At 64.7% G+C, this 13,138-nt stretch carries 13 protein-coding genes; 2 read left to right on the top strand and 11 right to left on the bottom strand.

Annotation, left to right across the window (positions count from 1 at the left end; translation table 11 throughout):
* Positions 1-93: 93 nt before the first annotated feature.
* The 7 genes from VGE27_RS09795 to VGE27_RS09765 all read right to left on the bottom strand — a co-directional run bounded on the left by VGE27_RS09795 (position 94) and on the right by VGE27_RS09765 (position 6,632).
* Entirely contained in the window at positions 94-1,674 is a 1,581-nt protein-coding gene (locus VGE27_RS09795) for a 2Fe-2S iron-sulfur cluster-binding protein (protein ID WP_331049470.1), read from the bottom strand.
* Positions 1,675-1,681: 7 nt separating this feature from the next.
* Complete coding sequence (gene nuoF, locus VGE27_RS09790) at positions 1,682-3,010, bottom strand: NADH-quinone oxidoreductase subunit NuoF (protein WP_331049469.1); 1,329 nt, start codon at positions 3,008-3,010, stop codon at positions 1,682-1,684.
* A complete protein-coding gene (locus tag VGE27_RS09785; protein WP_331049468.1) occupies positions 3,010-3,561 on the bottom strand; it encodes an NAD(P)H-dependent oxidoreductase subunit E in 552 nt (183 codons plus the stop codon). The genes nuoF and VGE27_RS09785 overlap by 1 nt, the downstream gene beginning before the upstream one ends.
* Positions 3,558-4,712, bottom strand: a complete 1,155-nt coding sequence (gene nuoD / locus VGE27_RS09780) for an NADH dehydrogenase (quinone) subunit D (RefSeq protein ID WP_345788003.1) — start codon at positions 4,710-4,712, stop codon at positions 3,558-3,560. Before nuoD ends, VGE27_RS09785 begins: the two co-directional genes overlap by 4 nt.
* Positions 4,713-4,861: 149 nt before the next feature.
* Positions 4,862-5,602, bottom strand: coding sequence for an NADH-quinone oxidoreductase subunit C (locus VGE27_RS09775; protein ID WP_331049466.1), 741 nt, complete (start codon positions 5,600-5,602; stop codon positions 4,862-4,864).
* Positions 5,599-6,195, bottom strand: a complete 597-nt coding sequence (locus VGE27_RS09770) for an NADH-quinone oxidoreductase subunit B family protein (protein WP_345788002.1) — start codon at positions 6,193-6,195, stop codon at positions 5,599-5,601. Before VGE27_RS09770 ends, VGE27_RS09775 begins: the two co-directional genes overlap by 4 nt.
* Before the next feature lie 32 nt (positions 6,196-6,227).
* Positions 6,228-6,632 (bottom strand): NADH-quinone oxidoreductase subunit A, encoded by a 405-nt coding sequence (locus tag VGE27_RS09765; protein ID WP_331049464.1) that lies wholly within the window; start codon positions 6,630-6,632, stop codon positions 6,228-6,230.
* 235 nt (positions 6,633-6,867) lie between these two features.
* Here VGE27_RS09765 and dcd point away from each other — a divergent pair, with 235 nt between their 5' ends.
* Positions 6,868-7,422: a dCTP deaminase gene (gene dcd, locus VGE27_RS09760; protein ID WP_331049463.1), complete on the top strand. Its 555-nt coding sequence runs from the start codon at positions 6,868-6,870 to the stop codon at positions 7,420-7,422.
* 12 nt (positions 7,423-7,434) lie between these two features.
* The gene (locus tag VGE27_RS09755; RefSeq protein WP_331049462.1) at positions 7,435-8,760 is read left to right on the top strand and encodes a DUF389 domain-containing protein; all 1,326 of its coding nucleotides are present in this window, start codon (positions 7,435-7,437) and stop codon (positions 8,758-8,760) included.
* A gap of 69 nt (positions 8,761-8,829) precedes the next feature.
* Here VGE27_RS09755 and VGE27_RS09750 read toward each other — a convergent pair whose 3' ends face one another.
* From VGE27_RS09750 to VGE27_RS09735, 4 genes are all read right to left on the bottom strand, one after another.
* Positions 8,830-9,477, bottom strand: coding sequence for a twin-arginine translocation signal domain-containing protein (locus VGE27_RS09750; RefSeq protein ID WP_331049461.1), 648 nt, complete (start codon positions 9,475-9,477; stop codon positions 8,830-8,832).
* Positions 9,474-10,370 (bottom strand): c-type cytochrome, encoded by an 897-nt coding sequence (locus tag VGE27_RS09745; protein WP_331049460.1) that lies wholly within the window; start codon positions 10,368-10,370, stop codon positions 9,474-9,476. Before VGE27_RS09745 ends, VGE27_RS09750 begins: the two co-directional genes overlap by 4 nt.
* An 80-nt stretch (positions 10,371-10,450) precedes the next feature.
* Positions 10,451-11,224, bottom strand: coding sequence for a succinate dehydrogenase/fumarate reductase iron-sulfur subunit (locus tag VGE27_RS09740; protein ID WP_331049459.1), 774 nt, complete (start codon positions 11,222-11,224; stop codon positions 10,451-10,453).
* The gene (locus VGE27_RS09735; RefSeq protein ID WP_331049458.1) at positions 11,224-13,137 is read right to left on the bottom strand and encodes a fumarate reductase/succinate dehydrogenase flavoprotein subunit; all 1,914 of its coding nucleotides are present in this window, start codon (positions 13,135-13,137) and stop codon (positions 11,224-11,226) included. Before VGE27_RS09735 ends, VGE27_RS09740 begins: the two co-directional genes overlap by 1 nt.
* Position 13,138: the final 1 nt, after the last annotated feature.

The following is a 13,138-nucleotide window of genomic DNA, read 5'->3' as shown; positions in this document are numbered from 1 at the left end:
CCACGAACGTGCCGATCGCATCCGGTGCCTGCTGCGAATCCGCACGCGGGAACCACGCCGCGAGGTCGATCGCGGCCATCACGGGCTTGGCGATCATACCGTCACCTCGGCGGACGCCGTCGCACCCTGCGGCGCGAGCGGCAGGCCACGCAAGCCGAGGGCCTCGTAGTCGAGACCGGCGAACGTGGTGTGGGTGGCGCTGAGCGCCGCGAACACTTCCGACGGCAGATAGAACCGACCGTTGCCGCCGATGGCAACCAACAGATCGGCCAGCACATACCACGTCGGACGCGCCACACCTGGAGCGGTGCGCGCCTGCAGGTAGCGCTGCACACGACCACGGAGGTTGGTGAACGTGCCCTCTTCTTCGAGCGTGTTCGTCACGGGCAACACCGCAGTGACCGTTCCCGCGATGGACGCCGGCAACGCCGTGCCGATGTACACCACGCTGCTGGCCCCGGCGAGTTCCGACGCGTCGATGCCATCGAGCTGATCGCCCACCACGAACACCGCATCACCGCTGCGCACCGCATTGGTGAACTGCGTGACTTCGCTGAAGCCCAGCGAGCGGGCGCCCGTGGCATTGGCCGCGCGCTCGGCGCGCAGTGCGAGGTCCTTCGCGCCGGGCAACACCGACTCACCACCACGCGTCAGGCGGAACACACCCGCGCCGTTGCGCTCGCCGATCATGCGCTCGAGCAGGAACAGCGATTCGTTGGACAGGTTGGGCGATGCAATGACCACCAGACGACGACCTTCCGTGGTCTGAGCGGCGGCGTTGATCGCGTCTTCCCAGTCCGATACCTGCAACTGGCCGTTCAGGCGCACCAGCGGCTGATCGGCACGATCGCGGCGATTGAAATCGCGATAGCCCTGACGGCCCACTTCGCACATGTAGTACTGGTTCACGTCCTCATTGGGACGTGGCTTGAGGCGCACCACCACGTTGTCACGCGTTTCGGCGACGGCGTTACATCCCTGGCTGCAGCCCGTGCACACCGTGGGGGCCCGATCGAGCTCCCACGCACGCGCCTTGTTCAGGAAGTCCTTGGACAGCAGCGCACCCACGGGGCACAGGTCGACGACATTTCCCGCCCACGGGTTGGTGAGGTCGTGCCCTTCCGCCTTGCCGATGAAGGCCCGATCACCGCGCTCCGACACGTTGAGCACGGGCTCGTGCACCACGTCATCCATGAAGCGCACGCAACGGGTGCACAGAATGCAGCGGTTCTGCACGTACAGCACATCGCCGCCAAAGTCTTCCACCGGATTGAACCGCTTCGGCTCGCGATAGCGCGAATCGGCGCGGCCTTCGGCAAACGTGTAGTCCTGCAGTTCACACTCGCCGGCCTGATCGCAGATCGGGCAATCCAGCGGGTGGTTGATGAGCAGGAACTCGAGCACGCCCTTGCGCGCTTCGAGCGCCTTGGCCGAATGCACGTGCACCACCTGCCCTTCGCCAACCGTCGTGGCGCAGGCCGGTGCCAGCTTGGGGAACTTCTCCACTTCGACGAGGCACATACGGCACACGCCAGCCACCGGCAGACCCGGATGGTAGCAGTAGTGCGGCACGAGCACGCCGGCGGACTTCGCCGCTTCCAGGATCGAGGTGCCGTCCGGTACGGTGACCGGGCGGCCTTCGATCGTGAGCGATACCATCTTCACGTCAGCCATGATGACCTCACGCCGCGGAGGCGCGTGGCGCCCCCGGCACGGTGACCATCGAACGGTTCGCGGCAATCTTGGCCTCGAACTCGTGACGGAACTTCTTGAGGCCAGACACCACCGGCGTGGCGCACGAGTCGCTCAGCACGCAGATCGTCTTGCCGCTCATGTTGTCGGCGATGGACAGCAGCGTGTCGAGATCTTCCGCCGTGCCCTGCCCGTCGCGAATGCGCTCCATGATGCGCGTGGTCCACGCCGTGCCTTCACGGCACTGCGAGCACTGCGCGCAGCTCTCGTGTGCATAGAAGCGCGTCAGGCGCGCGATCTGGCGCACCATATCCTGACGATCATCGAACACGATGACACCGCCCGACCCCAGCATCGTGCCGGCGGCAACCATGCCTTCGTAGTCCATCAGTGCGCCTTCGGCTTCTTCCCGCGTGAGAATCGGCACCGACGATCCACCGGGGATCACGGCCTTGATCTCACGACCCGGCAGCGGACCGCCGCAGAGATCGTACAGGAATTCCTTGAACGGAAAGCCCAGCGCGACTTCGTAGTTGCCCGGACGGCTGATGTTGCCACACACGGAGAACAGCTTGGTGCCGATGCTCTTCGGGTTGTCGGCGCGACCGAACTGCTTGTACCACTCGGCGCCGTTCTTCACGATGTGCGGCACGGCGGTCAGCGTTTCCACGTTGTTGATCGTGGTCGGCTTGCCGAACAGCCCCGCCACCGCCGGAAACGGCGGCTTGATGCGCGGGTTGCCGCGACGGCCTTCGAGCGAATTCATCAACGCGGTCTCTTCACCGCAGATGTACGCGCCGGCCCCGCGGTGCACATGCACATCCACGCGCTTGCCAGTGCCCATCGCGTTCGCGCCAAGAATACCGGCGGCGTACGCCTCGTCGATGGCCGCGGCCACGCGGGCGTACGGTTCGGTGAACTCGCCGCGGATGTAGATGTACGCCGTTTCAGCGTAGATCGCGTGTGCACCCAGTGCGACACCTTCCACGAGCGCATGCGGCGTCCAGCGCATGATCTCGCGGTCCTTGAACGTGCCCGGCTCGGATTCGTCGCCGTTGCAGCAGAGGTAATGCGGCTTGCCGTCGGGCTTCATGAACGACCACTTCATGCCCGTCGGGAAGCCCGCGCCGCCACGGCCGCGCAGCCCCGAATCCTTCACCAGGTTCTGGATCTCCACCGGGTCGGTGGCGAGCGCCTTCTCCAGCGCTTCATAGCCGCCCCGCGCACGCCAACCAGCGAGCGTGCGCGCCTCGGGATCTCCGAAGTACTTCGACAGCACCGGCGTCTCGCGCGGGTGCGACGGATGCGGATAACCCATTACTTCAGCTCCGACAGAATGCGCGGCACCGACTCGGGCGTCACGGATTCGACGTAGTCGTTGTTGATCTGCACCGGCGTGGCAAAGCCGCAGGCACCGAGGCATTCCACCTCAATGACCGTGTACTTGCCGTCCGGGCTGGTGAGGCCGAGGTCTTCGCAGCCGGTGTGCTCGAGGAACGACTTCACCACGTCTTCGGCGCCGCACACGTTGCACGGCGTGGTGGTGCACACCTGGATGAAGTACGTCCCGACCGGATGCTGGTGGTACATCGTGTAGAACGTGACCACGCCCTTCACGTAGGCCGGCGTGATCTCGAGTGCGGCGGCCACTTCTTCCATGCCGGCTTCACTCACCCAGCCACGGGCGTCCTGCAGCATCCACAGGGCTGGCAGCAGCGCCGCCTGCTTGTTGGGATAGCGCGCCAGAATCTTGTCGAGCTCCGCACGCGTCGCGCCCACGAATACGGGCTCGTGCGGCTCGTCATGATGATGGCCGTGCGGTGGCGCGGCGACGATGGCGCCGCCGCTGGCAGATGGGCCGTGGCTCACCGGTCGATCTCTCCCATCACGATGTCGATACTGGCGTTGATCGCGATCACGTCCGAGAGCAGATGGCCTTCCACCATCTTCGGAATCGCGGACAGGTTCACGAACGACGGCGGACGGATGCGCCAGCGCACCGGCTTCGACGTCCCATCGCTCACGAAGTAGTAGCCCTTCTCACCCTTCGGGCTTTCCACCGGCACGTAGCACTCACCAGCCGGCGGACGCGGGCCTTCCATGACGAGCTTGAAGTGATGGATCATCGATTCCATCTCGCTCGTCGCCTTGTGCTTGGGCGGCAGGATGAGGCGCGGGTCGTCGATGTTGACGGGGCCGTCGGGCAAGCGCTGAATGGCCTGCTCGATGATGCGCACGCTCTGCCGCATCTCTTCCACGCGCACGAGGAAACGATCATACACGTCGCCCGTGGTGCCCACCGGTACCTCGAAGTCGTACGTCTCGTAGTCGAGGTACGGGAAGTCCTTGCGCACGTCGTACGCCACACCCGAGGCGCGCAGCATCGGACCGGATAGACCCGCGTTCACGGCGTCATGCGCCGAGATGGTGCCGAGGCCCACCGTGCGACCCGCCCAGATGGCGTTGGTCTCGAGCATGCGGACGGATTCGTCGAGGGTCTTCGTGAAGCCCTTGAGGAACGCCTTGAGGCCATCGAGCCAGCCATCGGGGATGTCCGCCGCCATGCCACCCACGCGCGTGGCGGTGGTGGTCAGGCGCGCGCCCACCCAGCCTTCGAGCAGGTTGTACACGTTCTCGCGTTCCTGGAACATCCATAAGAACGGCGTGAACGCGCCGATGTCCACCGACGTGGTGCCGAGCCACACGTTGTGCGAGATGATGCGCGAGAGCTCCATCAGGATCACGCGCAGCACCTTGCACCGCTCGGTCATCCCAACGCCAAAGAGACGTTCGGCCCCCAGTGAGAAAGCGACGTTGTTCCCGGGTGAGTTGAGGTAATCCTCACGATCGGTCCACGGGATGATCTGATTGTACTGCCGGTACTCACCGATCTTCTCGAAGCCACAATGCAGGTAGCCGATGTGCGGAATGCACCGCACGACGGTTTCGCCATCGAGTTCGAGCACCAGCCGCAACACGCCGTGCGTGGCGGGGTGCTGCGGACCGATGTTGATCAGCATGTGATCGGATGCGAGATCGGGCTCCGGAATCTGCGGCGACTCGAGCGCCACGGCGCGGCCACCCTGCGCCACGAGCGGGGCGCGCAGCGGCTGTCCCTGCGCGTCGAGACCGCTGGTGCCGAGGGCGACTTCGATGGTGCGACGGGCGCTCATTCGCCTTCTCCGAGTTCGCCGTGCGCGGCACGGTCTGCGATACGGCGCTTCATGTCTTCGGGCAGCGAATCGAAGGCGTCGGCGATGGAGAGTTCCTCCATCGAATAGCGCGCTTCGGGATCGGCCGACAGTGCCTGCTTGAGCTGCTCCGAACGCGAGAAGCGGCCACGCAGCGGGAAGTCTTTCCGTAGCGGATACCCTTCGCGGTAGGCCTCCCACAACAGGAGGCGGCGCAGGTCGGGGTGCCCAACGAAGCGAATGCCGAACATGTCGTAGCACTCACGCTCGAGCCAATCCGCACCGGAGTAGATGTCGAACACGCTGGGCACATCGAGTGGGCCGCGCTTCGGCAGTTCGACCTTGAGACGCAGGAAGCGGCGATGCTGCAGCGCGCGCAGATGCCACACCACTTCGATGGCGCGGTCGGCGTCGCGATACTCCACGGCCGTCACGTCGACGAGGTAGTCGTAGCGCTCGGACGGCTCGTCGTGCAGCCAGCGCACGATGTCGTGCAGGCGGGCCTTGGTGACGTAGACGGTGGTCTCACCCCAGATCACTTCGGTGCGCAGCACATCCGCGCCGAAGCGGTTGGCCAGCACGGCGGCCGTGGGGTTGGCCGGCGCTCCATGGCGCGGCACGTTGACGGGCGTGATCGGTGCGCCGTTGGCATCTTCGGCGACGGACGCATGGATCACAGGGGCCGGTGCCGCGTTGGCGGCAGGAACCGGCGCGGTCACGGGGCCGATCGAGTCTGATGGACCGAGTTGCCGAACGGCTCCGACAGTTCGTCGATGCGCGACGGAGGGATGTACAGCTGACTCGTCGGATCCGGATCGATCTCGACGTGTCGGGTGCTGTCCTTGAGACGCTCCTGCATGACCTTCTTCTGGAGCATGATGATGGCGTGCATCAACGCTTCCGGGCGCGGCGGGCAGCCGGGCACGTAGACGTCGACGGGGATGATGGTGTCGATCCCCTGCACCACGGCGTAGTTGTCGAACATGCCGCCCGTGGACGCGCAGGCGCCCATGGAGATGACCCACTTGGGCTGCGGCATCTGCTGATAGATGCGGCGCAGCACGGGAGCCAGCTTGAGCGGCACGCGGCCAGCGCACAGCAGCACGTCGGCCTGGCGCGGCGAGTAGCTCAAGCGCTCCATGCCGAAGCGCGACAGGTCGAAGCGGCTGGCCGCCGTCGCCATGAACTCGATGGCGCAGCAGGCCGTGCCGAACGGCATGGGCCAGAGCGAACCTGCGCGGCCCCAGTTGACGAGGAAATCGAGGCGCGTGGTGATCCAGCCGTCGTGCCCACCGGCATCGACCTGCGTGATCGAGGACGCGCCGCGTCCCTCAGCGGACGGAATCAGTCCCACGTCAGTGCTCCCTTCTTCCAGACGTAGACGAAGCCCACCACGAGGATGGCGACGAAGACCAGCATCTCGCCCAGTCCGAAGAACGAGAGTTCTCCGGCCGGACAAATGCCATTGACCATCGGTACGGCGCACGACAGCTGCCGGTAGTACACACCCCATGGGATCATGAACACCGTCTCGATATCGAAGACGATGAAGAGCATGGCCACGAGGTAGAACTTGACCGAGAAGCGTTCGCGCGCATCGCCCAGCGGAGTGATGCCGGACTCGTACGGGATCGACTTTACCGGTGTGGGCTGCGCTTTGATCGTCATGTGCGAGATGCCGAGGATCAGCACCGCGTTCATGATCACAAAACCGAGGAGCAGCAGGACCGGGAGAAAAGTGCGTAGCATCGCGTTGTGGTACTTTCTGGGTACTTCGTGAAAGAATTCACAAAGAGAGTGCCGGAAGCTACCAAAGGGACCAGAATCCCTCAACGGCATGTGGCACTCTCTTTACGGTCCCTCGTCCATTCCCTCCGGACCGTGTCAGCGCCATGGCACCGACCCAGACCGTCCCCTAGTTTACCGACCGGCGTGCCGCCGGTTTCGCGGCCGGAAATCCTCCACCTTTTGCCCGACCCGCCTCATGGGGCTCTGCTCTGACCGCTGGATCACGCGCATGGCGCGCGAGCACGGCATGATCGAACCGTTCGAGGACCGTCAGGTCCGCCAGGGAGTCATTTCCTATGGCGTCAGCTCGTACGGATACGACATGCGGGTGGCCCGCGAGTTCAAGATCTTCACCAACGTGCTGAGCTCGGTGGTGGACCCGAAGGCGTTCGATCCGAAGAGCTTCGTCGAGTTCGATGGGGACGTCTGCATCGTGCCGCCCAACTCCTTCGCCCTGGCCCGCAGCGTGGAATACTTCCGTATTCCGCGCGACGTGCTCACGCTGACCGTGGGCAAGAGCACCTATGCCCGGTGCGGCATCATCACCAACGTGACGCCCTTCGAGCCGGAATGGGAAGGCTACGTCACGCTCGAAATCTCCAACACGACCCCGCTGCCGGCCAAGATCTACGCCAATGAAGGCATCGCCCAAGTGGTGTTTTTCACGGGTGACGAGCCGCCCGAGGTCAGCTACGGGGACAAGAAGGGCAAGTACCAGGGCCAGCACGGCGTCACCCTGCCGCGGATCTAAGCGGCCGCGAAGATGATTCCTGCGCTGCTCCGGTCTTTTGACCTGCGACGGGATCAGCGCGACCCGGAAGCCATCCACGAGGCGGTCGAAGCCGGAGTGCGTTCGGCCGGCACCAATCTTTGGGTGCTCATTTTTGCCATATTCATCGCCTCGATCGGCCTGAACGTCAATTCGACGGCGGTAATCATCGGGGCGATGCTTATTTCGCCTCTCATGGGCCCCATTGTCGCTGTGGGTTATGGAGCCGGGGTGAGCGATTTTGCGCTCATCAAGCGGGCGCTCCGCACCTTGCTGCTCTTCGGGTTGATCAGCCTTGCCACAGCGACGATCTACTTCCTCCTGACGCCGCTGGCGCAGGCCCAATCGGAACTGCTCGCCCGGACGACGCCCACGCTCTGGGACGTGCTCATCGCGTTCTTCGGCGGTGCGGCCGGTATCGTCGCGCTCACACGACGGGAGACCTCCAATGTCGTGCCGGGTGTTGCCATTGCCACAGCACTCATGCCGCCCATGTGCACGGCGGGCTACGGCTTGGCACAGGGAAAGCTCGAGTACTTCGGTGGGGCGTTGTATCTGTTTTCGATCAACGCCGTGTTCATCGCGTTTTCGACGCTACTCATCGTGCGGGTACTGCGACTGCCGCAACGTCAGACCGTTCATGAGTCCGTGCGGCGGCGAGCCCGTCTGCTCATTGGGACGGCCGTGTTCGCTACGCTGCTGCCCAGTGCCTATCTCGCTTGGGACCTCGTGCGACAAGAGTTCTTCCGGGAGGCGGCCGGCAAGCTGCTGACTGAGGCCGTGGCCGATCCGCGCATCCTGGTGTTGGCCAACACGGTGGATGCTCGGGCGCGGACGCTCACACTCACCCTCGCCGGTCCCCCGCTCGACTCGATCGTCGAACGGGAACTGCAAGGGCACCTCGCCGACATGGCCCGCGGAAAGGCGCAGTTGGCGTTTCGCTACAAGAGCGCTGGCCAGATCGACCTGTCGACGCTCAAGCAGGAGCTGAGACAGGATCTGGCGGCTGGGCTGCCGAATGACGCGCAGCAGCGTCGCCTGCAGGAGGCACAGATGGCGTTGACCGGATTCACCAATGCCCAGCAGCGGCGGCGCGAAGTGCTGCGGGAACTGCAGGCAGAATTTCCTGAGGCAACGGAAATCACCGTGGCCGAGGGGGAGCAGCGGTTGGCCACCGACTCGGTGCCCCAACCCACTCTCGTTGTCGGAATGCGACTCGCTCGGCGTACCGTCGCTCCAGACCCCAAGCGTCTCGAAGCACGATTACAAGCACGATTTCCCGGCGAACGGGTTTCCTTGCTCATTTCGAATCTGCGCTGACGCTCGTTCGCCAGCGTTTCACTGCGTGTTCGCCGCAGTACCCGAGAGCACCGCGCTCCCTGGTTCTCTTCAGCCGCCGGCGTAGATGTAGCGACAGCCGCGATCCTGGGCCTGCTGCAGCGTCACGATCATCGCGGGCACCACGTCCACGCCGGGGAGCAGGTTGGCCTTGGCCTCCTCGGCAAATGCCGTTCGCGCCGCCGCGTCGCCCTGCTGGGCCACAGGCAGGAACCGCGACCCCGACGCCCGCAGCGAGTTGTTGCACGCCAGCACGATGACCCCACGCGGAATCAACGAGGCGACCAGTGGCGTGTGCGGGTTTTTGCCACCGGGCGCCCCCATGACCTCGCCAATGGTGGGATACTTGGCCCACAAGGCATCGTTGAAGAGCCAGCCGATGGAACGGCCATTGAGCCCCACCACCACGCTCGAATCGCGGTCGGTGAAGCCGTAGGTACTCTTCTGCGTGTCGAGGAACGTTTGTGCCCAGCGAATCGCCAGGCCATCGGTGGGCATGTGCGAATGGAACACCACCCGGTGTTTGCCGCTCAGCTTGGCCACCCACGGATCGTCGCCGGCCCGCACGGCGTCCAGTGCCGTCGACGCGTCCGCAAGGCGCGGAGTCGCGAGCCCGAGCGCAGCACCGAGACCGGCGAGCCGGGTGAGAAAAGAACGGCGATCGCGCGAGGGCGCGTGGTCAGGCGATGGCGTGGTCATTTGCTGAGCGAGTCCGGGGACACACGACGGGGAAGCAGCTGACGTGCCGGGGGCATGGGCTTGCCCGCTCGGCTCGCCGAATCGGTTGCATAGGCAACGTCGGCCGGCGGATCGCCGTTGGGCCAGTCCCGTTCCTTGCCTGGATGGTCCTGGCGGGCCTGCGTGAGCACGAAGGTCGCGATATCCGCCGCCTGCTGGTCGGAGAGTACCGTGGCCCGGTCATAGGGCATGGCGTGGCGCACGAACGTGGCCAGCGTGAACTGCCGCGCCATGCCAGCACCCACCGAGTAGCTCTCGGGGCCCCACACTGCCGGGGCCAACCCCTTCACGCCTTCTCCGTTGACGCCGTGGCATCGCGCGCACTGGCCGGCGTAGCCATCGCGCCCCGACGCCACCTGTCCCACGAGTTTGACCTGAGCCGGATCGGCAGGACGTGGGCGGTCACGCAACGATTCCATGTACGCCACCATGTCCTGCATGTCGCGTCCCGCCTCGGGAATCATCTTGCCGGCGAGACTGCGCGCGATGCACTCGTTGATGCGACGTTCCATGTTCTCCGAATAGCCCGGTCGCGCACGGTACTGCGGATATTTCGTCGCGCTCCCCAGCCACGGCAGGCCGCGCGTGCCATTGTCCAGGTGACAGCTCGTGCAACGCAGTGCATTGCCACTGTGCCCCGGCAACGAGTCGCGGAAGTTGTTGAGCAGCGCCAAACCGCGTTGTGCGTTCCCGGCATGCGCTACCGTCGTGGACACTGTGGCGGAATCGCCGAGCACGCCGGTGGCGGCTCGGCGTTTCGCCGCGATCGTGGTCTGTGCATTGCGCAGTACCAGCACGACGCCAAGCACCACGATGACGAGTGCCGCAATACGGATGGAAGAGCGAGCAGGCATGACCGGAAGCTAGGGAGAAAAACGAAGCGGCGACAGCATCAGAAGACGCTGTCGCCGCTCGATAGGTTGCCAGAACTCGATCAGCCCGAACCCGTGGCTGCCCGCGGTTCCTGACGACGTGCACTCGCCATGAGGTAGTCGCGGTTCATGCGCTTGATCACGTCGATGCTGATCTCCTTCGGGCACGATTCCTGGCATTCACCAGTCAGCGTGCAGTGACCGAAACCCTCGAGGTCCATCTGCTCGACCATGGCCAGCGCGCGCTTGTCACGCTCCGGCTGACCCTGCGGCAAGAGGCCGAGGTGGCTGATCTTGGCGCCAGTGAACAGCGAGGCGGACGCATTCGGACACGCCGCCACACAGGCGCCGCAACCGATGCACGCCGCGGCGTCCATCGACTCCTCGAGGATGTCCTTGCCGATGAGAATCTCGTTGGCGTCACGGGCACCGCCCGTGTTCACCGAGACGAATCCACCGGCCTGAATGATGCGGTCGAACGAACCGCGATTCACCACCAGGTCCTTCACCAGCGGGAACGGCGAGGCACGCCACGGCTCCACCGTGATGATGTCGCCGTCCTTGAAGGCACGCATATGGAGCTGGCACGTCGCCGCGCCCTTCCACGGACCGTGCGCCTGGCCGTTGATCATCATCGCGCACGAGCCACAGATGCCTTCGCGGCAATCATGCGCAAAAGCCACCGGCTCCTTGCCCGCTTCCGTCAGTTGCTCGTTCAGCATGTCGAACATCTCGAGGAACGACATGTCCGCGCTCACGCCATCGAGCGTGTACGTCTCGAGCTTTCCGGCTGCCTGCGACGCGGGCTGACGCCACACGTTCAGAGTGAGCTTCATTACTTGTAGCTCCGTGTGGAGAGATGCACGTTCTCGTACACCAGCGGTTCCTTGTTGAGAATCTGCGGCTTGCCTTCACCAGCGTATTCCCACGCAGCGACATAGGCGAACTCGTCGTCGTTGCGCTTGGCTTCGCCTTCTTCCTGGTACTCGGAGCGGAAGTGTCCACCACAGGACTCTTCCCGGTGCAGCGCGTCACGGCACATCAGCTCACCGAGCTCGATGAAGTCCGCCACACGCCCCGCGCGCTCGAGCGACTGGTTCAGCGACTCGGCACTGCCCGGCACGTTGAGGTTGCTCCAGAACTCTTCCTTGAGCGCGGGGATCAGTTCCAGCGCCTTGGAGAGGCCTTCACGCGTGCGCGCCATGCCGCAGTACTCCCACATGATCTTGCCAAGCTCCTTGTGGAAGGAGTCGACCGTGCGCTTGCCCTTCATGCCGAGGAACTTGTTCTGCTGCGCGCGGATGGCTTCTTCGGCTGCGCGGAACTCGGCGTGCGAGGCATCCACCTTGTCCAGCTTGTTGCTGGCGAGGTAGTCACCGATGGTGTACGGCAACACGAAGTAGCCGTCGGCCAGACCCTGCATGAGCGCGGAGGCACCCAGGCGGTTCGCGCCGTGATCGGAGAAGTTGGCCTCACCGGCGACGTGCAGGCCCGGGATGGTGCTCATCAGGTTGTAGTCCACCCAGAGGCCGCCCATCGTGTAGTGCACGGCCGGGTAGATGCGCATCGGCTGCTCGTACGGATTTTCATCCGTGATGCGCTGATACATGTCGAACAGGTTGCCGTAGCGTTCGGCGATGGTCTGCTTGCCGAGGCGCTTGATGGCATCGGCGAAATCGAGGTATACGCCGAGTCCACCCGGGCCCACACCACGGCCATCGTCGCACGCTTCCTTGGCCGCGCGCGACGAGATGTCACGCGGCGCCAGGTTACCGAAGCTCGGATACTTGCGCTCGAGGTAGTAGTCGCGCTCGTTCTCGGGGATCGCCGACGGAGCGCGGTTGTCGCCCTGCTTCTTGGGCACCCACACACGGCCGTCATTGCGCAGCGACTCCGACATCAGCGTCAGCTTCGACTGATGCTCGCCGTGCACCGGAATGCACGTCGGGTGAATCTGCGTGTAGCACGGGTTCGCGAACGCGGCGCCCTTCTTGTGCGCGCGCCACGAGGCCGTGACGTTTGAGTACTTGGCGTTGGTGCTCAGGAAGAACACGTTGCCGTACCCACCCGTCGCCAGCACCACCGCATCGGCGACGTGCGACTCGATCTTGCCGGTCAGCAGGTTGCGCGTGATGATGCCACGCGCCTGACCGTTGATGACCACGACATCGAGCATTTCCTCGTGCGTGTGCATCTGCACCTTCTTGAGGCCGATCTGTCGCTCGAGCGCCTGATAGGCGCCGAGCAGCAGCTGCTGGCCCGTCTGGCCACGCGCATAGAACGTACGCGACACCTGGGCACCGCCGAACGAGCGGTTGGCCAGCAGGCCGCCGTACTCACGCGCGAAGGGTACGCCCTGCGCCACGCACTGGTCGATGATGTTCACCGACACCTGCGCGAGGCGGTACACGTTCGCTTCGCGGGCGCGGAAGTCACCGCCCTTGATCGTGTCGTAAAACAGGCGGCGCACGGAGTCGCCGTCGTTCTGGTAGTTCTTGGCGGCGTTGATGCCACCCTGCGCGGCGATGGAGTGCGCGCGACGCGGGGAATCGTGGAAGACGAAGCAGGAGACGTTGTAACCCAGCTCGGCCATCGTGGCCGCAGCCGCGCCGCCGGCCAGACCGGCGCCCACCACGATGACGTGGTGTTTCCGCTTATTCGCCGGGTTCACCAGCTTCATGTTGAAGCGGTGGTTTTCCCACTTCTGTTCGAGCGGTCCGCTCGGAATCTTGGCGTTCAGTTCGAGCATG

It is taken from the genome of Gemmatimonas sp. (assembly GCF_036405635.1).
Taxonomy (GTDB): Bacteria; Gemmatimonadota; Gemmatimonadetes; order Gemmatimonadales; family Gemmatimonadaceae; genus Gemmatimonas.
The sequence above is the reverse complement of the archived record's forward strand: the minus strand, read 5'-3'. Positions and strand labels throughout refer to the sequence as shown.

What these genes read in the sequence shown, in the direction of transcription:
- nuoF (WP_331049469.1), bottom strand. Translation starts at nt 3,010, where the DNA reads ATGGGTTATCCGCATCCGTCGCACCCGCGCGAGACGCCGGTGCTGTCG.
- VGE27_RS09755 (WP_331049462.1), top strand. Translation starts at nt 7,435, where the DNA reads ATGATTCCTGCGCTGCTCCGGTCTTTTGACCTGCGACGGGATCAGCGC.
- VGE27_RS09745 (WP_331049460.1), bottom strand. Translation starts at nt 10,370, where the DNA reads ATGCCTGCTCGCTCTTCCATCCGTATTGCGGCACTCGTCATCGTGGTG.
- VGE27_RS09795 (WP_331049470.1), bottom strand. Translation starts at nt 1,674, where the DNA reads ATGGCTGACGTGAAGATGGTATCGCTCACGATCGAAGGCCGCCCGGTC.
- VGE27_RS09735 (WP_331049458.1), bottom strand. Translation starts at nt 13,137, where the DNA reads ATGCTCGAACTGAACGCCAAGATTCCGAGCGGACCGCTCGAACAGAAG.
- VGE27_RS09765 (WP_331049464.1), bottom strand. Translation starts at nt 6,632, where the DNA reads ATGCTACGCACTTTTCTCCCGGTCCTGCTGCTCCTCGGTTTTGTGATC.
- VGE27_RS09750 (WP_331049461.1), bottom strand. Translation starts at nt 9,477, where the DNA reads ATGACCACGCCATCGCCTGACCACGCGCCCTCGCGCGATCGCCGTTCT.
- nuoD (WP_345788003.1), bottom strand. Translation starts at nt 4,712, where the DNA reads ATGCTGATCAACATCGGTCCGCAGCACCCCGCCACGCACGGCGTGTTG.
- dcd (WP_331049463.1), top strand. Translation starts at nt 6,868, where the DNA reads ATGGGGCTCTGCTCTGACCGCTGGATCACGCGCATGGCGCGCGAGCAC.
- VGE27_RS09740 (WP_331049459.1), bottom strand. Translation starts at nt 11,224, where the DNA reads ATGAAGCTCACTCTGAACGTGTGGCGTCAGCCCGCGTCGCAGGCAGCC.